Origin of the sequence: Streptomyces sp. 351MFTsu5.1 (genome assembly GCF_000383655.1) — a bacterium.
GTDB lineage: Bacteria > Actinomycetota > Actinomycetes > Streptomycetales > Streptomycetaceae > Streptomyces > Streptomyces griseorubiginosus.
On sequence record NZ_KB911775.1, the window covers coordinates 134,111 to 156,740 of the forward strand.

The window sequence follows — 22,630 nt, forward strand, 5'->3', positions numbered from 1 at the left end:
ACACGACCCCGGCCACCGGGTGAACCCCCGTCATACGCCCGCGGCCTCGCACATTCCGGCCAACTCGTCCATGGACAGCCCGAGAGCCCGGGCGAGCGCGGCGACCGTGAAGAACGCCGGAGTCGGCGCCCGCCCGGTCTCGATCTTCCGGAGGGTCTCCGCGGAGATCCCGGCACTCGCCGCGACCTCGGTCATACTGCGGCCGCCACGCGCTTCACGCAGCAACCGGCCGAGCCGCTCGCCGCGTTCGCGTTCTTCGGGGGTCAGAGGGGTGCGCACCATGCCCCCATTCTAATACCGGTATAGTAATTGGCATGGTGGAACTGAAGACGGACACATCGATGGATGCCATGTACGAGGCGGGACAGGTCGTCGGGCAGGCCCTGACAGCCGTGGAGAAGGCCGCTGACGTGGGCGTATCCCTGCTGGAGCTGGACGAGGTGGCCCGCGGGGTGCTGCGCGGGGCCGGGGCCTCCTCGCCGTTCCTCGGCTACCGGCCCACCTTCGCCACCACCCCGTTCCCCGCGGTCATCTGCGCCTCCGTGAACGACGCGATCGTGCACGGCATCCCGAACGACTACCGGCTGCGCGACGGCGACCTCGTCTCGATCGACTGCGGTGCCCAACTCGGCGGCTGGGCGGGGGACTCGGCGATCAGCTTCACGGTGGGCGCCGCGCGGCCGGAGGACGTACAGATGATCGAGACCGCCGAGCGCGCCCTCGCGGCCGGGATCGATGCCGCGGTCGTGGGCAACCGCATCGGGGACATCGCGCACGCGATCGGCTCGGTGTGCCGGGCCGGCGGCTACGGCATCATGGACGACTTCGGCGGACACGGCATCGGCCGCCGGATGCACGAGGACCCGCCGGTCCCCAACGAGGGGCGCCCGGGGCGCGGCCTCGCCCTGCGGCACGGCATGGTCCTGGCGCTCGAACCGATGCTCATCGCGGGCGGCACCGACAGGTACCGCGAGGAACCGGACGGCTGGACCCTGAAGACGGCCGACGGCTCACGGGCGGCGCACGTCGAGCACACGGTGGCGATCACCGACACGGGCCCCCGCGTCCTGACGGCACGCTGAGCCCGGCCTCGCAGGGCCGGTCCGCGGGCAGGACCGATCCACGGGCAGGACCGGCCCGCGGGAAGAGCAGGGCCGCGCCGGTCCCACCGCCGCCGACCCGCCCTGCCCGGCGCTCACGGCCGAAAGTGCCCCGCTCCCCCATCCGTGCGAAGGTGTAACCGGCTGACACCCGGGTTACCCGACCCCGGCACGTCGATCAGCGAGGGCGTCCCCGGCCCTCCACCAGTCCGCCCACGGACTCGGCCCGGGGGGACACCCGCGGGGATGCCGGATGGGAACGCCCATGACCAGCGGCTTCAGCGGACCGGAAGGCTACGACGCCTTCGGAGAGTTCCTCGCCCGTTTCTTCGGCGGCCCCCGACCGGGCCCCCGGCAGATCAACATCGGCCAGCTGCTGAGCCGGCCGGCCCGGGAGCTGGTGCGGGACGCCGCGCAGTACGCCACCGAGCACGGCAGCCGGGACCTGGACACCCAGCATCTGCTGCGGGCGGCACTCGCCGCCGAACCGACCCGGACCCTGCTGAGCCGGGCGGGCGCCGACCCCGACACCCTCGCCTCGGAGATCGACGAACGCTCCGGACCCGTCCAGCACCAGCCGGAGGAGGCCCCGCCGCCCACCTCGCTGGCGCTGACCCCCGCCGCCAAGCGGGCCCTGCTGGACGCGCACGAACTGGCCCGCGCCCGGGGCGCCGGCCACATCGGCCCGGAGCACGTGCTGAGCGCCCTGGCCGCGAACCCCGACTCGGCCGCCGGGCACATCCTCAACTCGGCCCGCTTCGCCCCCGCCGGCCTGCCTCCCGAGGCGGCCCCGGACGGCGGGCAGCCCCGCGCGGAGGCACAGCGCACCACGAGCACGCCCACTCTCGACAAGTACGGCCGCGACCTCACCGACCTGGCCCGGCAGGGCCGTATCGACCCGGTGATCGGCCGGGACGACGAGATCGAGCAGACCATCGAGGTGCTGTCGCGGCGCGGCAAGAACAACCCGGTGCTCATCGGTGACGCCGGTGTCGGCAAGACCGCGGTCGTGGAGGGCCTGGCCCAGCGGATCGTCGACGGGGACGTGCCCGACGTCCTGACCGGGCGGCGGGTCTTCGCCCTCGACCTGACGGGGGTCGTCGCGGGCACCCGTTACCGGGGCGACTTCGAGGAGCGCCTGACGACCATCGTGGGCGAGATCCGCGACAACTCCGACCGGCTGATCGTCTTCATCGACGAACTGCACACCGTCGTGGGCGCGGGCGGAGGCGGTGAGGGCGGTTCCATGGACGCCGCCAACATCCTCAAGCCGGCCCTGGCCCGCGGCGAGCTGCACATCGTGGGCGCGACCACGCTGGAGGAGTTCCGCAGGATCGAGAAGGACGCGGCCCTCGCCCGCCGCTTCCAGCCGATCCTGATCCCGGAACCCACCACGACCGACGCCATCGAGATCCTGCGCGGACTCAGCGACCGCTACGAGGCCCACCACCAGGTCCGCTACACCGACGAGGCGCTGGTGGCCGCCGTGGAGCTCTCCGACCGCTATCTGACCGACCGCCGGCTGCCGGACAAGGCGATCGACCTCATCGACCAGGCAGGCGCACGGGTACGGCTGCGGGCGCGCACCAAGGGGACGGACGTACGGGCCCTGGAGCGCGAGGTCGAGCAGCTGGGCCACGACAAGGACCGGGCGGTCGCCGACGAGCAGTACGAGCAGGCCACGCAACTGCGGGACCGCATCGCCGAGTTGAAGCAGCGGATCGGGGAGGCCACCGGGGGCGACGAGGCCGACGAGGGGCAGCACCTGGAGGTCACCGCCGAAGCCGTCGCCGAGGTGGTGTCCCGGCTTACCGGCATCCCGGTCAGCAGCCTCACCCAGGAGGAGAAGGACCGCCTGCTCGGCCTGGAGCAGCACCTGCACGAGCGGGTGGTCGGCCAGGACGAGGCCGTACGGGTCGTCTCGGACGCCGTGCTGCGCTCCCGCGCGGGCCTCGCGAGCCCGGACCGTCCGATCGGCAGCTTCCTCTTCCTCGGCCCGACCGGTGTCGGCAAGACCGAACTGGCCCGCGCCCTGGCCGAGTCGCTGTTCGGCAGCGAGGAACGCATGGTCCGCCTCGACATGAGCGAGTACCAGGAGCGCCACACCGTCAGCCGCCTGGTCGGCGCCCCGCCCGGTTACGTCGGCCACGAGGAGGCGGGCCAGCTGACGGAGGTCGTCCGCCGGCACCCGTACTCCCTGCTCCTGCTGGACGAGGTGGAGAAGGCCCACCCGGACGTCTTCAACATCCTCCTCCAGGTCCTCGACGACGGCCGCCTCACCGACTCCCAGGGCCGCACGGTCGACTTCACCAACACGGTGATCGTGATGACCAGCAACCTGGGCTCGGAGGCCATCACCCGCAAGGGCGCGGGCATCGGCTTCGGGTCGGGTGGCACGGACGAGGAGGCCCGCCGGGAGCAGATCCTGCGCCCCCTGCGGGACCACTTCCGCCCGGAGTTCCTGAACCGCATCGACGAGGTGGTCGTCTTCCGCCGGCTCACCGGCGAGCAACTGCGCGAGATCACCAAGCTGTTGCTCCAGAGCACCCGCCGCCTGCTCCGGGCCCAGGGTGTGGAGGTCACCTTCACGGACAGCGCGGTGGACTGGCTGGCGGAACACGGCTACCAACCAGAGTACGGCGCACGCCCGTTGCGCCGCACGATCCAGCGGGAGGTGGACAACCAGCTGTCCCGCCTCCTGCTGGACGGCACGATCAAGGACGGTGACAGCGTGACGGTGGACGCGGCAGCCGACGCTCTGACGTTCAGGTGAGATTTTCAGGGGCGCGGGGCTGTGTCGAACTGCGGCTCCGCCGCGGGGCGCGACCAGCCCCCACGCGCCCGCAGACGCCTATGAAGCGGGATGGACCACCTGCGCAGATCCTCCACCCCGCCGCACAGTCTCCGCAGCCGCCAACCACTTCCCACCAGGCAACCGCTGCACCCCAGTAGCCGCCCCGATCTCCGGATTCAGCTTGAACGAGTGCCCGATGGCCTCCAGTTGAGACCGCACCCCACTGCTGTACAACGCCGGCTCCAGCTCCGTCTGCGCAGCGTTCCGCTGGCTCGCCCGGGGTGCCGCGATCGCGTCCACCAACGGCAGCCCGCGGTCCACGAACTCGGTCAGCACCTGGAGCACGGTGGTGATGATGGTCGCCCCACCGGGCGAACCCAGCGCCACCACCGGCTTGTTGTGCCGGTCGAGCACGATCGTCGGCGAGATCGAGGACCGCGGCCGCTTGCCGGGCCCGGGCAGGTTCGGGTCGTGCACCGCCGGGTTCGCGGGCACGAAGGAGAAGTCCGTCAGCTCGTTGTTGAGGATGAAGCCGCGTCCCGGCACGGTGATCGCGCTGCCACCGGTCTGCTCGATGGTCAGCGTGTAGGAGACGACGTTGCCCCACTTGTCGGCAACCGTGAGATGCGTCGTGTTCTCGCCCTCGTACGTCGTCGGGGCGGCGGTCCCCCGGTCGGCGCAGGCCGCGGGATGCCGCGGGTCCCCGGGAGCCAGCGGACTCGTGAGCACCGCGTCGTCCTTGATCAGGCAGGCCCGCGAGTCGGCGAACTTCTGCGACAGCAGCTCCTTCGTCGGTACGTCCTCGAAGGCGGGGTCACCGACCCAGCGCCCGCGGTCCGCGAACGCGATCCGGCTGGCCTCGATGTAGTGGTGCAGGTACTGGACCTCACTGGCCTTCGAAAGGTCGGTGTGCTCCAGGATGTTGAGGGCCTCGCCGACCGTGGTGCCGCCGGAGGAGGAGGGGGCGATGGAGTAGACGCCGAGCCCCCGGTAGGAGGTCCTGGTCGGCTTCTGGAGCTTGGCCCGGTAGGCGGCGAGGTCCTTCTCGGTGAGGTTCCCGGGACGCGCGTTCCAGCCCGAGGCGGGGTCCACCGGAGGGTGGTTCACGGTGTCGACGATGTCGTCGCCGAGGACGCCGTGGTAGATCGTGCCGACGCCCTTGCGCGCCAACTCGGCGTAGGTGCGGGCGAGATCGGGGTTCTTGAAGGTCGATCCGACGACCGGGAGCTGGCCGCCGGGCAGGAACAGCTTCGCGGTGTCGGGGAAGTACCGGAACCGGGTCTCGTTGGAGGCGGTCTGCGAGCGGAAGGTGTCGTCCACGACGAACCCGTTCCGCGCGATCCGCTCGGCCGGCTTGAGGACGGTGCCGAGGGATCTGCTGCCCCACTTGCCGAGCGCGGTGGCCCAGGTGGCCGGGGTGCCCGGCGTGCCGACGCTCAGTCCGCTGCTGACGGCGTCGGCGAAGGCGAGCGGCTTGCCGTTCTCCACGAACAGGTTCGCGTCGGCGCTCAGCGGTGCCGTCTCGCGGCCGTCGATGGTGTGGACGGTGCGGGACTTGGCGTCGTAGTAGACGAAGTAGCCGCCCCCGCCGATGCCGGAGGAGTAGGGCTCGGTGACGCCGAGCGCGGCGGCGGTGGCGACGGCCGCGTCGACCGCGTTGCCGCCCTTCCTGAGGACTTCGATGCCGGCGGCGGAGGCGTCCGCGTCGACACTGGAGACGGCACCCCCGTAGCCGACGGCGACGGGCACTTTCTGCGGTGCCGGGGTGGCCTGCGGCGGCGCTGCCGCCCCCACCGACACCACGGCGGCCGAGACCGCCAGGACCGACAGTTTCCGTGCGACAGGGCGACGCATCCTTACCTCCAGTCCAGGACCGTCCGCGCAGCGTAACCACATCCCAGGTGCACCGACACCCCTCCTCGGTGGAGGTGTCATGCGAATGCCACACTTCGAACACCGGTACGTAGCAGCGCCGTCGGGCCGCTAGCATGCGCGCACATGAACGACGACGTGCGCAACATCGTCCTCGGCGTGGTGGCGGCGGGCATCAGCGCCGCGCTCGGCTGGCTCGCCCGGACGTATCTGTGGAAGCGGAAACTCCGCCGCAAGCAGGCCTTCTTCGGGCTGCCGGACAACTCCGAGTCGCTGCTGGTCGTCAACCGCGGCGCGAGCGGCCCGGACCTGGCAGTGATGCGCTACGACGTGTTCGCCCTGCTCGAACTCGCCGCGCTCATCAAGGACTGCAACGCCCACGCCCAGGTCCTCCCGCATGACGCGGCACGTCAGGGCTTCGGCGAGCGCACCGAGTTCTGCGTGGGCGGCCCGGCCTCCAACCGCCGTATGGCAGCCCACCTCTCCTCCCTGCTGCCCGGCGTCCGGGTGAACGTCGACGCCGAGCCGAGTCCCGATCGCGGCGCCTTCCAGGTCGGCACCGAGCGCTACCGGGTGGAGGTCGGCAAGTCCGAGTACGCCCTGCTCGCCCGGCTCACCGTCGACCAGAGCAACGGCGCCCGGCCGGTGTTCCTCTTCTGCGGCCAGACCGCGATCACCAACCAGGCGACGACGCGCTATCTCGCCCGGAACCAGGAGCGGTTGACCCGGAAGTACGGTGACAGCAGCTTCGTGCTGCTGCTGAAGGTGGTCAACTCCGGGGCCTACGGGCCGGACGTCGTGGAGTTGGTCGCGGACGTGACCCGGGAGGCCAAGACGCCGCTCCCGGCGGTCACGGCTCCACGGAACTCCCACCGCGCCTCCTGAATTGCTTCACAGCACAACAATCGTTACTCCCACGTAACTTACCGACGGGTTACTTGCGGTAAGCGGGCGAGGTTACCGTCTGGTCACTTTGCACTGACACGAGTAGGGAGTGACCCGTGGGACACCCTCGCAAGGCCCTGCGCACGACCACCGTGGGCGCCGTCTCCGCGACCCTGATCGCCGGTGGCGCCCTCGGACTCGCCCCTGCCGCCCAGGCGAGCGACGCCGTCCGCTTCGTGGACATCGCGGGCGACGGCGGCACCGTCCTCAAGGCCAACGTCGTCACGCCCTCCGGCGCGGACGGCTCCCGGCGCTTCCCGCTCATCGTGCTGCCCACCAGCTGGGGCCTGCCCCAGGTCGAATACCTCGCCCAGGCCCAGAGACTCGCGAACTCGGGCTATGTGGTGGTGACTTACAACGTGCGCGGGTTCTGGCAGTCAGGCGGGGAGATAGAAGTGGCGGGCCCTCCCGACACCGCCGACGCGTCCAAGGTCATCGACTGGGCGCTCGCCAACACCCCTTCCGACGCCCGGCACATCGGCATGGCGGGCGTCTCGTACGGCGCCGGCATCAGCCTGCTCGCCGCCGCGCACGACAAGCGCATCAAGGCGGTCGCCTCCCTCAGCGGCTGGGCCGACCTGATCGACTCGATCTACTCCGGGCGCACCCAGCACGTCGAGGCCGCCGCCGTGCTGGACGGCGCGAGCCTGGTGACCGGCCGCCAGAGCGCCGAAGTCCGGCAGATCTTCGACAACTTCTACGCGTCGAACCTGTCGAAGGAACAGGAGATGATCGACTGGGGGAAGAAACGTTCGGCCGCCACCTACGTGGACCAGCTCAACCGGAACGGCGCGGCGGTCCTGATGGCCAACGCATGGGGTGACACGGTCTTCGCGCCCAACCAGTACGCGGACTTCTACGAGAAACTGACCGGCCCGAAGCGGCTGGAGCTCAGGCCCGGCGACCACGCGACCGCCGAGATCCCCGGGCTGTTCGGACTGCCCAACGACGTGTGGACCGACACCGGGCGCTGGTTCGACCACTACCTCAAGGGCGAGGACAACGGGATCGACCGCGAGGAGCCGGTCCAGCTCAAGTCCCGTTCCACGGGCGGCTACGAGGGCTACCCGGACTGGAAGTCCGTCGGCGCCGAACGGAAGAAGATCGCCCTGTCGGGCACCACCACGATCCACACCAACGTCGACTCGGGCGCCGACGGCGGGATCGTCTTCCTGTCCAGCATCCTCGACCAGATCGCCCAGGCTCCGCCGATGGCCTCGATCCCCCTGCTGCCGCGCCGCTGGGCCGCCGTATGGCAGTCGGAGAAGTACCGGAGCGTCCAACAGGTGCGCGGTACCGCGAAGTTGCACACCACGCTCACTCCCACCAAGGAGAGCGGCACCCTCGTCGCTTACCTGTACGACGTGGGGCCGCTCGGCCTCGGCAAGCTGGTCTCCAACGCGCCGTACACCTTCCACGGGCGGACGCCCGGGGAGCCGTTCGGCGTCGACCTGGATCTGTTCTCCACGGCCTACGACGTCCCGGCAGGGCACCGTCTGGCCCTGGTGGTCGACACGGTCGACCCGCTCTACATCGAGCACAACCCGTCCGGCGCTCAGCTGACCTTCTCCTCGCCGGCGAACGACCCGTCGTACGTGTCGATTCCGCTGCGCGAGCAGTGATCTCCGGCCGGCGCCGGGCGGGTATGGCTCTGTGACTGCTGCCCCCTACGGTGCAAGGGCCGTGGGGGGATCCCCACCCGGCAGCAGCGTCCCTGGGGGCTCGACCGCCATCACCGTGGGGATGAACGGACCATCGTAGTCGAGGCTCGCGGACAAGGCCGTCGCCCCTCTCAGTGCTTGAGGATCTTGGAGAGGAAGTCCCTGGCGCGCTCGCTGTCCGGGTGGGTGAAGAAGTCGTCGGGAGCGCGGTCCTCGACGATACGGCCGTCCGCCATGAAGACCACGCGGTGGGCGGCCGAGCGGGCGAAGCCCATCTCGTGGGTGACGACGACCATGGTCATGCCCTCCTGGGCCAGTTGCCGCATGACCTCCAGGACCTCGTTGATCATCTCCGGGTCGAGGGCCGAGGTCGGCTCGTCGAACAGCAGGGCCTTGGGCTCCATGGCGAGGGCGCGGGCGATGGCCACGCGCTGCTGCTGGCCGCCGGAGAGCTGGGCGGGGTACTTGTCGGCCTGGTCGGCGAGGCCCACCCGGTCGAGGAGTTCACGGGAGCGGCGGTCTGCCTGCTCCCTCTTCTTCCCGCGCACCTTGACCTGGGCCAGCGACACGTTCTGAAGGACCGTCTTGTGGGCGAACAGGTTGAAGGACTGGAAGACCATGCCCACCTCGGCACGGAGCTTCGCGAGGGCCTTGCCCTCCTCGGGCAGCGGCTGCCCGTCGAGGGTGATGGAACCGGACTTGATGGTCTCCAGACGGTTGATCGTCCTGCACAGCGTGGACTTGCCCGACCCCGAAGGGCCGATGACGACGACCACCTCCCCCTTGCCGACGGTGAGGTTGATGTCCTGGAGGACATGCAGCTCTCCGTAGTACTTGTTGACGTCACGCAGTTCGATCAACGGATCGACGACGGCCATGCCCAGCCCTACTCACTCTCAGCTGTGTCGTGGTTGCCGCAACCTATCGAGGCAAGATATCGCATAAGGAACGACACGCACTTTTCGGCCATTAGCCGTATTTACGCCGAGCTTACGGCCATGGATTCACTCCTCGGCGACCTCCGCGTAGAGCTGGGACAGCTCGGGGACCCCGCTGCCGGCCCACTCATGACCTGCCGCCACGACATCGAACTCACGGCCGGATTCCAGCCGGATCACCGGCTGTCCGTCCGACCGCAGATCCCAGGCCGCCCCCGGGACGGTCCGCACGATGACCGTGCCGAGATACAGCCCGGCGTCGTTGCCGAGCCACAGCAGGACGTCCTCGTCGTCGCGCCAGCCGGGCACCAACTGGTCGAGCGCCTCCAACGACGCCTCCGTGTCGTCGAGTTCGACACCGGACCGGGACGCGTGCGAGCGCAGCAGCTCGCACTCGGCGAGCAGTTCGGCGATGCCCTCGGCGTCGCGGGTCCCGGGATTCTCACTCCGGCCGCCCAGAAAAGGGATCTTCATACGCCCAGCGTGTCACTCACCCGGGCGCCTGCACCACAGGCGCGCGGGCTGTCGTTTCCGGTCGAGTTCGCGCCCAGTTGGCGCATGGGGCGTTGACCTGCCACGGATGTCTCCTTAGTTTAACGATGCGTTTTTTGTGACGTATGAGAAGAAGGAGGCACCTGTTCACCGACGTGTCCGGTGTGGTGCGGTGGCACTCGCTCTGTGCGCGGCTCTCGCGCCGGGGCGCCCGGGCGAGGCGGACCTCGACGGCTCCGGCGCCTCCCTCTCGGCCCAGGACCTCGCCACCGCCGGCTGGACCCCCGGCCGCACCCTCACCGTGCAGGAAACCGCGCTGACTTGGCCGGTCCGGCGGGCCGGCGCTCCCGACAACGCCATCAAGGCGGTGGCGCTGCCGCACGTGAACACACCCGAGGGTCAACTCACCGACAGGACACGGCTGTTCGTCATGACGGTGCCGCTGGCTCCGGACCGCGAGGTGGCTTCGGTACGGCTGCCGCAGGCGCGCCCGGCATGCATGTGTTCGCTCTCGCGGTGCGGGCCAAAGGCATTGGCTGGAGCGGGAGTTAGGCCGCCGCGGGCTCCGGTCTCCTGGCCGTGGGGCCGTGGACCGACCGGACGCTGCGGCTCGTGGTGCACACCTCGGCGGGCGGGTACCGGGTGCGGCTGCGGTTCGACAACACCTTCGCGGCCGCGCCGGTGCGGATCGGGGCCGCGAGTGTGGCGGTGCGCGCGGTGGGCGCGGCTGCGCGGGAGAGACCGGTCGCGGTGACCTTCGCGAGGGCTCGCGGTGTCGGGATCCCGGCCGGGGCACAGGCGTTCAGCGATCCGCTCGGCTTCGCGGTGCCCGCCGGCACCGACCTGCTGGTGAGCTTTCATCTGCCGGGAACGGTGACCGCGGCGCCGGTGCGCCGGCTCGGGGCGCAGCGGTCGTACGTGAGCGGGCCCGGCGACCACGTCGTGGACTTCGTCCCGTCCGTGACCGAGTCCCCGAGCACCACCACGGACCCCGTCCCAGCGCCCACCTCCACACCGGTCAGCAGCGGCCGGCTGGTGAGGACCGAGGTGTACGGCGTCGCCGAACCGTCCGCCGTGTGGTGACACGGGGTCTCCACGATCGCCCAGGGGGTGAGTGCCCTGAGCCGGCTCGACCGGGATGTGCTCGCCCAGGCGTCGGTGCGGACGGCCGTGGTGTTCGAGGGCGTCGACGACCTGCGGTCGGGGATGTCCGCGCGGGAGGTGGTGGCGGGGCTGCGGGAGCTCGCGGACCGGGGGCGGGCGCGCGGGCTGCGGATGCTCGCGGCGACGATCCTGCCCTGCGGGGGCGAGGCGCGCTGCACGGCCGCCGTCGACGCCGAGCGGCTCGCGGTCAACTCCTGGATCCGGGACACCGGGGTGTTCGACGCGGTCCTGGACTTCGACGGTGTGGTGCGCGACCCGGCCCACCCCGAGCGGATGCGGGCCGGCTACGACAGCGGGGACCATCTGCATCCGGGAGACGCGGGACTGGCCGCGCTCGCGGAGTCGGTGGATCTGACGCTGCTGTGAGGCTCCAGGCCTGGACTCGGCTGTGGGGCCCCGGGTCTAGACGTCCAGGTCCACGACGACCGGCGCGTGGTCGGACGCCCCCTTGCCCTTGCGCTCCTCCCGGTCGACGTACGCGTCGGTGACGGCCTTCGCGAACGCCTCGTTGCCGTACACCAGGTCGATGCGCATGCCGCGGTTCTTGGGGAAGCAGAGCTGGCGGTAGTCCCAGTACGTGAACGGGTGGTCGTACTTGAGGGGGCGCGGGACCACGTCCGACAGGCCCGCCTCGCGCAGGGCGGCGAGGGCGGCGCGCTCGGCCGGGGTGACGTGGGTGAGGCCCTCGAAGGCGGCCACGTCGTAGACGTCGTCGTCGGTCGGCGCCACGTTGTAGTCGCCCAGGACCGCGAAGGGGCGGCTGCCGGCCGCGTCACCGGCGACCGCGGCCTTCAGGGCCTCGAACCACTGGAGCTTGTACGCGTAGTGCGGGTGGTCGACCTCGCGGCCGTTCGGCACGTACACCGACCACACGCGGACCGGGCCGCAGGTCGCCGAGATGGCGCGGGGCTCGGGGGCGCCGTCGTAACCCGGGTCGCCGGGCAGGCCCTTGACGACGTCCTCCAGGCCCACCCGGGAGATCACCGCCACGCCGTTCCACCGCCCGGTCGCGTGGACCGCCGCCTCGTAGCCCGCCTCGCGCAGCTGGTCGAACGGGAACTGCTCCTCGGCGAGCTTGGCCTCCTGGAGGCACAGCACATCGGTGCCGGTGCTCTCCAGCCAGGCCAGCAGCCTCGGAAGACGGGCGGTGATCGAGTTGACGTTCCAGGTCGCGATGCGCATGCCTGACAACCTACCCGGCGGCACTGACACTCACAGAGCCGTGCTCTCCCCGGGCGCGAGACGCAGGTGCTCCGCGCCGCCGAGAGCCCCGATCTGGCTGTCGTAGACCGGACGGGCGAGGTCGGTGAGCATGGCGTCGTGGATGTCGTAGGCGCGCTGCGGCTTGACCTCACGGACGTAGTCGATGACCTCGGAGATCTTGCTCCAGGGGGCCATGACGGGCAGCATCAGCGTCTCGACGGCGTGGTCGGGGACGGTGAGGGCGTCGCCGGGGTGGAAGACGCGGCCGTCGTCGATCAGGTAGCCGACGTTGGTGATGCGCGGGATGTCCGGGTGGATCACCGCGTGCAGTTCGCCGTGCACCTGGACGTCGAAGCCCGCCGCGGTGAAGGTGTCGCCGTGGCCGACGGTGTGCACGCGGCCCGGGAAAGCGGAGGAGATCTTCTCGGCGACCGACCTCAGGGTCCAGATCTCGGCGGCGGGGTTGGCGTCCAGGGCCGTGCGCAGCCGCTCCTCGCTGAAGTGGTCGAGGTGTTCGTGGGTGACGAGGATCGCGTCGGCGCCGAGGGCGGCGTCCTCCTCGCTGAAGGCCCCGGGGTCGAGGACGAGGCTGCGTCCGTCCTTCTCGAGGCGAACACAGGCGTGCGACTTCTTGGTGAGCTTCATGGGACTCATCCTGCCCTTCTGCCCGTACGGCCGGGCAACTCGGGGCGGGTGCTCTCGCCACCCGCCTCCGACGGTCACTCGGCGGGGGTGGTCTCCTCGCGGATGACCTGCTGGGCCACCCTGAACGCGCTGCCGGCCGCCGGGACACCGCAGTACACGGCCGTCTGGAGCAGCACTTCCTTGATCTCCGAGGGGGTGAGGCCGTTGCGCAGGGCGGCCCGGGTGTGGGAGGCGAGCTCGTCCAGGTGTCCGCCCGCGACCAGTGCGGTCAGGGTGGCGATGCTGCGGGAACGGCGGTCGAGCCCCGGGCGGTCCCAGATCTCGCCCCAGGCGTAGCGGGTGAGGAGGTCCTGGAAGTCGCCCGAGAAGTCGTCGGCCTGTGCCAGCACCCCGTCGACATGCGCGTCGCCGAGCACCTCGCGGCGCACCTTGATGCCGGCGTCGTACGGATCGACACGACCCGCCGCCTGGGGGTCCTGGAAGGCCGGGGCGATCTCGGCGATCGGCACGGGGTGCGGCGGCGCCGATGTGAGGACCGGTGCGACCGGGGCCGTGGGGATCGCGGTCTGCCCGGTGGTGGAGTCGAAGGCGGGCTGCCAGGCGGTGGAGAAGTGTCTGACCAGGAGGTCCGTGACGGCGGCCGGCTGCTCCACCGGCACCAGGTGGGAGGCGCCCGGCACCACGGCGAGCCGGGCGTCCGGGATGCCCGCGACCAGGGTGCGGGCCTCGGCCGGGCCGGTGACCTGGTCGTCGGAGCCGACGAGCACCAGCGTCGGCACCCCGACGCTCGCGAGCTCGGCCCGCACGTCGAAGGCGGCGAGCGCCTCACAGGCGGCGATGTAGCAGCCGGGGTCGGTGGTGCGGACCATCTGCACGGCCCAGTCGGTGATCGCGGGCTGGGCCGCGGCGAACCCGGTGGTGAACCAGCGGTCCGGCGACGTGCGGGCGATGGGGTCGAGCCCGTTCGTCCGTACGATCACCCCGCGCCGGCGGAACTCGTCGGCGCTGCCGAAGCGGGGCGAGGCGGCGATCAGCGCGAGCGAGGCGAGCCGGTCCGGGTGGCGCAGGGCCAGCTCCATGCCGACCGCGCCGCCCAGTGCGCAGCCCGCGTAGCCGAAGCGCTGCACCCCGAACCGGTCGAGGGTGGCGAGCAGCCGGTCGGTGAGGTCGGCGACGGAGCCCGCCGGGCAGGCGTGCGCTCCGCCGTGTCCCGGCAGGTCGAACCGGAACACCCGCCACTGCTTGACCAGGTCCGGGACCTGGCGGTCCCACATGTGCCAGGTGGTGCCCAGTGAGGGACCGAGGATCAGGACAGGAGCGTCTTCTGGCCCGTCAAAGCGGTATTGCAGGGTGTTCACCGGTGTCTCACTCACCCGCCCGAGCCTTTCATCTGTCACGAGATGTCACATCGCCGGGGCGGACGCAGCGGGCCTTGCCCCGCTCCGGCAGGTTGATCACAGCCTCCAGCGGTTCGCGTTGCAGCATCAAGTGTGGTGGCACGGAGGAGGCTCGCCGTGAATCGCCTGGAAATCTTCCGGAATCCCGCCCAACAGCGGCGTGAACACCACACGGTGAATGCTTGGTGGAAGCCTTGGCCGTAGCCGGGTGCGGTGCGCTCAGTTACAGCCGCTGGTCCGCGTGGCTCTCTCTGTTCGTCCAGCACGCATGGGGCGGGTCATCCCCGTGCGTTCCAGACGAGGGGGGCCCTGCGGGTCCAGGTGTCCTGCTCCAGCGTGTCGAGGAGGAAGCGGGCGAGGTCGGCGCGGTTGATCCATGTCCCCGGCTTCTCCCTGCCGGGCTCGGCGGCCCGTGGGGCGCCGCTCATCCGCTTGTCGGTGAGAGCGACGGCCCGGGCGAGGGTCCAGTCGACGTCCGAGGCGCGAAGGAGCTTGTCGACGCCGTGGTGGTCGTCGAATCCGGCCTTGATGTTGGAGACCCTGATCAGGGCCTTGAACACCGGGTTGATCCGGGCCCAGTCGTCTCCGGCGCCCATCGTGGAGGTCACGACGATCCGGTTGATGCCCTCCTCCTTCATCACGGTCAGGGTGTTGCGGGTGACGTCGGTCATGAACATGGGCGGGCTGACGGGTTTGGCCCAGGGGTTGTCGGAGGCGCGGGAGTTGTTGAGCGCGCTGATCACCGCCTCGGTGCCCTGGGCGGCCTTGCGGATGTCGTCGATGTTGGCGGGGGTGCCCTGGATCAGTTCGACGCCGGCCGGTGCCCGGGCGGCGTCGGGGTTGCGTACGAGGGCCCGGACGCGGTGGCCGCGCTGTGCCGCCTCGTTGAGGACGTGGATGCCGGTGCGGCCGGTGCCGCCGAGGATGAGCAGGTGGGACATGGAGAGTTCAGCCTTTCGAATCGATCAAGGGCGGGTCGGGGGGAACGGTGGGGGTCAGTCGCAGGCCGGTACCGGGTTGGGGGCTCCGGGGATCCCGTAGCGGTCGTCGACGACGATGAAGGGCGCGCCGGTGGCGCCCAGGTGCTGGGCGCGGGCGGCATCGCGTGGAAGATCGCGGAGGCGTGGGCCCAGATCTCGATCCTCATAACGCGCCTCTCAACGCCTGCGCTTTGATTCCTACGATTTGTTCGTAGCGCCAGGATGGGACAGCACGGAAGCCGATACAAAAGGCACATCGGTGTTCGTGCCGGAGAGGAATGCGCGACGGTGGTGGCGGCCGGCCCGATCGTGACATCCCGGGTCCTCAAAGTTGAGCGGTGCGGAGGCAGCGCGGACGCCCGCGAACACCACCAAGGATGAGCGGCCGTAGTACCTGGGTACTACGGCCGCCGCCGCTACTCGGTCCGTTTGTGCCGCTGAGACGGCTCGGATCGCTCTTAGCGTCAGTTCTGGGCCCCGTGCAGAGACCGCGGCCTGCTTCGCACCACTTTCCTCGTCCGCTATCTGGGAGTAATCCGTGGCCACGTTCCTGTACCGGCTGGGCCGGCTAGCCTTCCGGCGACGCCGGCTGGTCACCTTGTTGTGGATCCTCGTGCTGGCGGGCCTCGGGCTCGGCGCCGCGAACACCTCGGGCAACGCCATCGACACCTTCACCGTTCCCGGCAGCCAGTCCCAGCGGGCGCTGGACCTGCTGGGCAAGGAGTTCCCGCAGGCGTCCGCATCGGGTGCCAGTGCGCGCGTCGTCTTCCAGACGGCCGACGGCAAGAAGATCACGTCCGGCAGCGCCAAGACCGAGGTCGACGCCCTCGTCACCGAGCTGAAGACGGCTCCGCAGGTGGCGAGCGTCTCGGACCCGTACGTCTCCGGGACGGTCAGCAAGGACGGGACGATCGCCTACACGCAGGTGACGTACAAGGTGGCCCAGGCCGACGTCAGTGAAGCGGCCAAGGACGCCCTGCACAAGGTCGCCGCCGAGGGCGACAAGGCGGGCCTCACCGTGAACGTCGGCGGCACGGCTGTCAAGGAGAAGAACGAGACCGGCGCCAGCGAGCTGATCGGCATCGCGGTCGCGGCCGTGGTCCTGGTCATCACCTTCGGTTCGCTGGCCGCGGGCGGTCTGCCGCTGCTGACCGCGATCTTCGGTGTCGCCATGGCGATGCTCTCGATCACCATCGCGACCCACCTGTGGAACCTGAGCTCCTCCGCCCCGACCCTCGCGCTGATGCTGGGCCTGGCGGTCGCCATCGACTACGCGCTGTTCATCGTCTCCCGCTACCGCAACGAGCTCAAGGACGGCCAGGACCCGGAGGAGGCCGTGGGACGCGCCCTGGGCACCGCCGGTTCCGCGGTGGTGTTCGCCGGTCTCACCGTGGTCATCGCGCTGGCGGGACTGAGCGTCATCGGTATCCAGATGATGACCGACATCGGTCTGGCCGCTGCGTTCGCGGTGGCGATCGCCGTGCTCATCGCACTGACCCTGCTGCCCGCGATCCTGGGCTTCGCCGGGAAGCGGATCACCAGGGGCAGGCTCAGGACCGGGCGCATGAGGAGGCTGGAGCGCGGCGAGGGCGAGTCGATGGGCGTGCGCTGGGGGCGGTTCGTCACCCGCAACCCGGTGAAGATGCTCGCGGTGTCCGTCGTGGGCCTGCTGGCCCTGGCCGTTCCGGCGCTGTCGCTGGAAACGGCGATGCCCGACGACTCCGTCGCCGCCCCGGGCAGCAGTGCCCGCGTCGCGTACGACACCGTGACCAAGGGCTTCGGTGCCGGCTACAACGGCCCGCTGACCGTGGTCGTCGACGCCCGTGGCAGCGGCAATGCCAAGGCGGCGGCAGCGGACGCGGCCACCATGCTGGGCACGATGGACGACGTGGCGTCGGTGAGCCCTGCCCAGTTCAACGCCTCCGGTGACGTGGCGCTGATCCGTGCCGTGCCGAAGAGCTCCCCGAACAGCCAGGAGACCATCGACCTGGTCTCCGGCATCCGTGACCAGGGCACCGCGTTCACCAAGGACACCGGCGCCGACATGATGGTCACCGGTACGACCGCGCTGAACATCGACGTCGCCACCAAGCTCTCCGACGCCCTGGTGCCGTACCTCGCGGTGGTCGTGGGTCTCGCCCTGGTGCTTCTGCTGCTGGTCTTCCGCTCACTGCTCGTCCCGCTCAAGGCCGTTGTCGGCTTCCTGCTCAGCCTGTGCGCCACCCTCGGTGTCGTGGTCGCGGTCTTCCAGTGGGGCTGGCTCGCGGGCGCCCTCGGCGTCGAGCAGAGCGCGCCGATCACGAGCATCCTGCCGATCTTCCTCGTCGGTGTGGTGTTCGGGCTGGCCATGGACTACGAGGTCTTCCTCGTCACCCGGATGCGGGAGGCGCACGTGCACGGAGCCGAGCCCACCGAGGCGGTCGTCGCGGGCTTCCGGCACAGCGCCCGGGTGGTCACGGCCGCGGCGATCATCATGATCTCCGTCTTCAGTGGCTTCCTCCTGGACGACGTGCTGCTGGTCAAGTCGATCGGCCTGGGCCTCGCCTCCGCCGTCCTGTTCGACGCCTTCGTCGTCCGGATGACCCTGGTGCCCGCCGTGATGACGCTGCTCGGCCGCCGTGCCTGGGCCCTGCCGAAGTGGCTCGACTGCTTCCTGCCCAACGTGGACGTCGAGGGCGAGAAGCTCCGGCACACCCTCGCCGGGCAGCAGGACGCCGACCCGGAGTCCGACGGGCGGCACGAGTCGCTGACACCCGCGTCACCCGGCCGAAGCTGACCGGACAGTCGTACGATCCGGTCCAGGGCCAGGCAGGCAACCTCCTGACCGTCCCTGGACAGCCGGCCCGGGCCGGATCGCACCCCGGCCCACACCCCTACCCCGCCCGCCGGTCCAACTCCCCCGGGCACCGGCGGGCGGTCCTCCTGCACCCGGAGGTGTACGCAGTGACCTCACCGCCGACAGTGGAGCGGGTCGGCGACCCCGAAACCCTGCTGGGCGACTCCGAGCACCGCATGATCGTCCGGCTGCTGTCCTGGTTCGTCCGGGTGAACCGGGCCGACCAGGCCCACCCGCGGGTCAGGCACTGGGGACTGCCCGTCCTCCAGGCCATGTTCGGGATCCCCGCCCTGGCGAAGGCCGTCGAAGGTTCCGGGCCCGGCGTCCCCACGGCGGTGGCGCTGGTGATCGGGCTGACCGTCCCACTGCTGTGGCGCGAGCGGCGTCCCATGCTGGTCTTCGCCGTCATCGCGGTCGTGTCCGTGGCGGACATCGCCACCGGTGTCATGGCGGGCTCCAACGTCAGCCGTCTGGTGGTCCTGTACAACGTGGCCCGTCTCGGGACCCCGGTCCAACTGGCCGTCACCCTCGCGGTCAGCCTTCCCGAGGCGGTCGTGACCGGCCTGGTCTTCTCGTCGTACGGGCCGACGTCGCATTTCACCCAGGTCCCGGCCATGGTGACCGTACTGGTCGTGAGCACCGTGGCGACGGTCGGACTGGGGCTGGCCGGCCGGGTCGCCCGCGCTTACATCGCCGCTCTGGAGGACCGGGCCGTCCGCCTGGAGACAGAGCGTGATCAGCGGGCCCGCCTCGCGGTGGCCGACGAGCGCGCCCGGGTCGCCCGCGAGATGCACGACATCCTCGGCCACACCCTGTCGGTGATCGTCGGCCTCGCCGACGGCGCCGCGGGCCTCGCCGAGACCTCACCCAAACGCGGCGCCGACACGCTGCACATCATCGCCGACAGCGGACGCGGCGCCCTGGCCGAACTGCGCCGTCTGCTCAACGTCGTCCGCGCGGGCGACGAGAAGCCGGAGGCCACCCCGCTCGCGCCGCAGCCGGGCCTGGCCGACCTCGACGCCCTGCTGGCGAGGGTCCGGGACGCCGGCCCCACCGCCACCCTGCACACCGAGGGCGACCTGACCGGCCTCGGTCAGGGACTCGAACTCGCCGTCTACCGCATCGTCCAGGAAGCCCTGACCAACACCCTCAAGTACGCCGCCGCCGACACCACCGTGAACGTCGTCATCGCCGTCGTCTCAGGCGCCGTCCACATCAGCGTCGAGGACAGCGGACCGGCCGCAGCGCCGCGGGCGGCCGGCCGGGAGGGCGGCGGTCACGGCCTGGTCGGCATGCGCGAACGGGCCGCCCTCTACGGCGGACAGGTCACCGCGGGACGCAACTCCCGGGGCGGCTGGACCGTCCGCGCCACTCTGATCCCTCCTCCGCCCCATTCAGCTGCTCACACGGAGAACCCACCGGCATGACCACCGTTCTCATCGTCGACGACCAGGCGCTGCAGCGTCTCGGCTTCAGCATGCTCCTGGAACAGCAGTCCGACCTGACCGTGGTGGGCGAAGCCGGCCACGGCGCCGAAGCGGTCCGCAAGGCCGCCGAACTCCGCCCCGACGTCGTCCTCATGGACATCCGCATGCCCGGCATGGACGGCATCGAGGCCACCCGCCGCATCGTCCAGACCGGCGGCCGTTCCCATGTCCTGGTCCTGACCACCTTCGACCTCGACGAGCACGCGTACGCCGCCCTGCGCGCCGGAGCCAGCGGCTTCCTGCTCAAGGACGCGCTGCCCGACGAACTGGTCGCCGGCATCCGCGCGGTGGCCGCCGGGGACGCGGTCATCGCACCCGGTCTGACCCGCAAGCTCATCGACGCCTTCTCCGACCGCATGCCCGGCCGCAGCCCCGAGCAGGAGCGGATGCTCTCCGCGCTCACCGAGCGCGAGCGTGAAGTGCTCACCGCCATCGCCTCCGGCTGGAGCAACGCCGAGATCGGCGCACGGCTCAACCTCGCCGAATCCACCGTCAAGACCCACGTCAGCCACATCCTCGCCAAGATCGACGCCCGTGACCGCGTCCAGGCCGTGATCTTCGCCTACGACACCGGGCTGGTCAGGCCCGCATGACGGGCACCACGACCGAGGGGCCTTGCAGATTTCCGTCACTCGCAGTGAACCGCCCTGCCTGTCGGCGGACACGCTTCCGTCAGCGGCCCTCCGGTTCCGCCGGGACCGGCGTCGCTTGTGGCGGGTCCGAGAGGCACCGCCACAAGCAGACAAGAGAGGGGCCTAGCCCTTCTTCCAGGGCGGACGTTAGTTCAGCACGATGCGCCAGCGGTTGTCGGCGGTGCCGTCGTCCGCGTCCTGGACCGCGAACGCGCCGACCGCGGTGGAGTTGCCCGCGATGGCGAGCAGCTTGCCGCTGTTCACGTTGCGGATCTTGTAGGTCCCGTCGCCCTGGTCGAGCAGGGTCCACTTGTGGTCGGCGGTGCCGTTGTCCGACCACTGGAGGGCGGTCGCGCCGTCTGCCGTGTCCATGTTCAGGACGCCGAGCACCTTGCCGCTGTTGGCATTGCGGAAGCGGACCGCGCCTCCGTCGGTGATCATTTCCCAGTTGTGGTCGGCGGTGCCGTTGTCCGTCCATTGCAGCGCGCGGCCGCCGTTGGCCGTGGACATGTTCTGGATGCCCAGCAGGAGACCGCTGCTCGCGTTGACGAGACGGACGGTAGTGCCGGTGGTGTTCCAGTAGACGGCGTAGTTGAAGCCGTGTGCGTCGTAGAACGGGCCCAGGTTGACGGTGGAGCCGCTGGAGGTGGCGGTGAAGGCGAGTGAGCTGCTGCTGGTCCGGGTGATCGAGGACGTGGTCAGCGCGGGCGGGGCACTGAGCGTGGAGTCACCGTAGTTGCCCGCCAGGACCACCGGACCGTAGGTGATCGCGGCGGTGTTCGCGTTGTCGTTGGCGGGTCGGATGCCGATCCGCATGGGCAGGCGGACGGTGACGGTGTCGCCGGAGGTCCAGGAGCGGTTCAGGGTCGCGTAACTGCCGGGCGTGGTGCTGATGTTCTGTGCGACGCCGTTGACGCTGATCGTGGCCCCGGTGGTCCAGCTCGGTATGCGGATGCGCATCGCCCACGTTCCGCTGACGCTGCCGGTGACCTTCAGGGTCGTGGTGTCGCTGACCGGGTAGGTCGTCGTCTGGGTGACGGTGATGCCGCGCTCCGTCCAGGTGAGCACCGACGGCACGAACATGTTCACGGTCAGCGTGGTGTCGTTGTGGAAGTAGAGGGAGTCCATCAGCCTGGTGTGCATCTCCAGGCCCGTGCCCTGGCAGCACCAGAAGGTGCCGTAGTCGGTGCTCCAGGTGCCGCCGCCCAACGCCGGGCCGACACCGCGTCGGCCTCCCGGCTTGAGGGGGGTGAAGTAGGTGACGTGGCCGTGGTCGTCTGCCGGGTTCTGCTGGCCGATGATCTGGTTCAGCCACGCCCGCTCGTAGTAGTCGAACAGAGCGGCGCGGTTCGGGTCGAGCGTGAACAGCTCCCGGGTGAGGGTGAGCATGTTGATGGTGTTGCAGCTCTCGCACGTGTCGTTGGTCAGGTAGCCGGCGATGGCGTTCGGGGCGCGGAAGTGCTCCGCCTGGCTGTTGCCGCCGATGGCGTAGGTGTGCGCGTTGACGGTGATGTTCCAGGCGTTGGTGGCGATGTCCCGGTAGCGGGTGGTGCCGGTGGCCTTGTACTCCCGGGCGGCACCTATCCACTTGGGTACCTGGGTGTTGGCGTGCAGTCCGTTGAACTGGTCCTGGTTGGCCGCCAGCGGGTCGAACACCGCGGCGTGGTCGAATCGTTGGGCGACGGTGAGCCACCGCGCGTCGCCCGTCTGCTGGTAGAGATCGGTCAGTACGGCGTTCATGCCGCCGAACTCGATGCGCAGCATGGTCTGCATCTGCTGGGTGGTCAGCCGGCCGGTGCGCCAGTCGACCCATCCGGCCAGGGCGAGCAGCACGTCCCGGGCCTGTGTGCTGCCGATGTGGCGCCATACGTCCAGCAGGCCGGTGAGGGTCTTGTGGATCGTGTAGTACAGCACCTCGCCACTGGTTCCCTGCTCGAGAGCAGTGAAGGTGGACTCGGGGTAGCCGGAGAGGTAGCCGGGGTTGAAACCGGCGGCGCTGTTGTTGGCCTGACACTTGGCCAGCTCCGCGACCATGTAGGTGGCCTTGTCCCGGCAGGTGGTGTCCCCGGTCACGGCGTACGACTGGGCCCATGCCGTGAGGAAGTGCCCCTGGATGTGGGTGCGGAAGCCGAAGTTCGGCGCGTCCCAGCCACCGTTGGCGGTCGCACCGTTGGTGGACAGCTTGTGGGTGGCGCGGAAGTTGTACAGCAGCCGGTCGACATCGATGAACCGCAGGTAGTTCTGGGTGCGGTTCTGGTTGTCCAGCCACCGGCTCGCGGTGAGTCGTACCTCGCCGAGTTCGAAGGGGTGCGCCAGGACCCCGATGTCGGTTCTTGCGGGAGGGACGGCCGCCTGGGCGGAGGGCGCGCCGAGGAAGGAACCGGTGGCAGAGGCGGCCACGGTGGCCCCGGCCAGTTGCAGGAGACGACGCCGGCTGACGGAGGAAGACATCTTGAACCTTTCGATACGGCAGAGCGGCTGCTT

Annotated in this window: 18 protein-coding genes; 9 read left to right on the forward strand and 9 right to left on the reverse strand. The window is 70.3% G+C overall.

Annotation, left to right across the window (positions count from 1 at the left end; translation table 11 throughout):
- Positions 1–30: 30 nt before the first annotated feature.
- Positions 31–282, reverse strand: a complete 252-nt coding sequence (locus tag H295_RS0100610) for a helix-turn-helix domain-containing protein (RefSeq protein WP_028808906.1) — start codon at positions 280–282, stop codon at positions 31–33.
- A 32-nt stretch (positions 283–314) separates the two neighbouring features.
- Between H295_RS0100610 and map the strand changes: the two genes are divergently transcribed.
- Positions 315–1,082, forward strand: coding sequence for a type I methionyl aminopeptidase (gene map / locus H295_RS0100615; protein WP_020133400.1), 768 nt, complete (start codon positions 315–317; stop codon positions 1,080–1,082).
- A gap of 283 nt (positions 1,083–1,365) precedes the next feature.
- Entirely contained in the window at positions 1,366–3,873 is a 2,508-nt protein-coding gene (locus H295_RS0100620; protein WP_020133401.1) for an ATP-dependent Clp protease ATP-binding subunit, read from the forward strand.
- 78 nt (positions 3,874–3,951) lie between these two features.
- Here H295_RS0100620 and ggt read toward each other — a convergent pair whose 3' ends face one another.
- On the reverse strand, positions 3,952–5,748 hold the full coding sequence (gene ggt / locus H295_RS0100625) for a gamma-glutamyltransferase (RefSeq protein ID WP_020133402.1): 1,797 nt from the start codon (positions 5,746–5,748) through the stop codon (positions 3,952–3,954).
- A gap of 144 nt (positions 5,749–5,892) precedes the next feature.
- On the opposite strand from ggt, the gene H295_RS0100630 reads away from it, so the two are divergent.
- Positions 5,893–6,651 (forward strand): hypothetical protein, encoded by a 759-nt coding sequence (locus H295_RS0100630; RefSeq protein WP_020133403.1) that lies wholly within the window; start codon positions 5,893–5,895, stop codon positions 6,649–6,651.
- A 116-nt stretch (positions 6,652–6,767) separates the two neighbouring features.
- On the forward strand, positions 6,768–8,333 hold the full coding sequence (locus tag H295_RS0100635) for a CocE/NonD family hydrolase (protein WP_020133404.1): 1,566 nt from the start codon (positions 6,768–6,770) through the stop codon (positions 8,331–8,333).
- A gap of 170 nt (positions 8,334–8,503) precedes the next feature.
- Here H295_RS0100635 and H295_RS0100640 read toward each other — a convergent pair whose 3' ends face one another.
- Positions 8,504–9,250: an amino acid ABC transporter ATP-binding protein gene (locus H295_RS0100640; protein ID WP_020133405.1), complete on the reverse strand. Its 747-nt coding sequence runs from the start codon at positions 9,248–9,250 to the stop codon at positions 8,504–8,506.
- A gap of 126 nt (positions 9,251–9,376) precedes the next feature.
- Positions 9,377–9,784: a DUF6278 family protein gene (locus H295_RS0100645; RefSeq protein ID WP_020133406.1), complete on the reverse strand. Its 408-nt coding sequence runs from the start codon at positions 9,782–9,784 to the stop codon at positions 9,377–9,379.
- Between the two features lie 630 nt (positions 9,785–10,414).
- Between H295_RS0100645 and H295_RS48670 the strand changes: the two genes are divergently transcribed.
- Together H295_RS48670 and H295_RS48675 are read left to right on the forward strand one after the other, a co-directional pair.
- Positions 10,415–10,885 carry a hypothetical protein gene (locus tag H295_RS48670; protein ID WP_420706176.1) on the forward strand — a complete coding sequence of 157 codons (471 nt, stop codon included), beginning with the start codon at positions 10,415–10,417 and terminating at the stop codon, positions 10,883–10,885.
- 27 nt (positions 10,886–10,912) lie between these two features.
- The gene (locus H295_RS48675) at positions 10,913–11,332 is read left to right on the forward strand and encodes a GDSL-type esterase/lipase family protein (RefSeq protein ID WP_020133408.1); all 420 of its coding nucleotides are present in this window, start codon (positions 10,913–10,915) and stop codon (positions 11,330–11,332) included.
- A 36-nt stretch (positions 11,333–11,368) separates the two neighbouring features.
- On the opposite strand, the gene H295_RS0100660 is transcribed toward H295_RS48675, so the two are convergent.
- From H295_RS0100660 to H295_RS0100675, 4 genes are all read right to left on the reverse strand, one after another.
- A complete protein-coding gene (locus H295_RS0100660; protein WP_020133409.1) occupies positions 11,369–12,148 on the reverse strand; it encodes an exodeoxyribonuclease III in 780 nt (259 codons plus the stop codon).
- Between the two features lie 30 nt (positions 12,149–12,178).
- Entirely contained in the window at positions 12,179–12,814 is a 636-nt protein-coding gene (locus H295_RS0100665) for an MBL fold metallo-hydrolase (protein WP_020133410.1), read from the reverse strand.
- Positions 12,815–12,888: 74 nt separating this feature from the next.
- Positions 12,889–14,187 carry an alpha/beta fold hydrolase gene (locus H295_RS0100670; protein WP_028808908.1) on the reverse strand — a complete coding sequence of 433 codons (1,299 nt, stop codon included), beginning with the start codon at positions 14,185–14,187 and terminating at the stop codon, positions 12,889–12,891.
- Between the two features lie 302 nt (positions 14,188–14,489).
- Positions 14,490–15,152, reverse strand: a complete 663-nt coding sequence (locus tag H295_RS0100675) for an NAD(P)-dependent oxidoreductase (RefSeq protein WP_020133412.1) — start codon at positions 15,150–15,152, stop codon at positions 14,490–14,492.
- A 577-nt stretch (positions 15,153–15,729) separates the two neighbouring features.
- Between H295_RS0100675 and H295_RS0100685 the strand changes: the two genes are divergently transcribed.
- The 3 genes from H295_RS0100685 (at position 15,730) to H295_RS0100695 (ending at position 20,107) form a co-directional block, all read left to right on the forward strand.
- A complete protein-coding gene (locus tag H295_RS0100685; RefSeq protein ID WP_020133414.1) occupies positions 15,730–17,967 on the forward strand; it encodes an MMPL family transporter in 2,238 nt (745 codons plus the stop codon).
- Between the two features lie 167 nt (positions 17,968–18,134).
- Positions 18,135–19,454, forward strand: coding sequence for a sensor histidine kinase (locus H295_RS0100690; protein WP_051135481.1), 1,320 nt, complete (start codon positions 18,135–18,137; stop codon positions 19,452–19,454).
- Entirely contained in the window at positions 19,451–20,107 is a 657-nt protein-coding gene (locus tag H295_RS0100695) for a response regulator (RefSeq protein WP_020133416.1), read from the forward strand. Before H295_RS0100690 ends, H295_RS0100695 begins: the two co-directional genes overlap by 4 nt.
- 186 nt (positions 20,108–20,293) lie before the next feature.
- Here the strand turns inward: H295_RS0100695 and H295_RS0100700 are convergent, their stop codons facing one another.
- Entirely contained in the window at positions 20,294–22,597 is a 2,304-nt protein-coding gene (locus H295_RS0100700; RefSeq protein WP_020133417.1) for a beta-L-arabinofuranosidase domain-containing protein, read from the reverse strand.
- Positions 22,598–22,630: the final 33 nt, after the last annotated feature.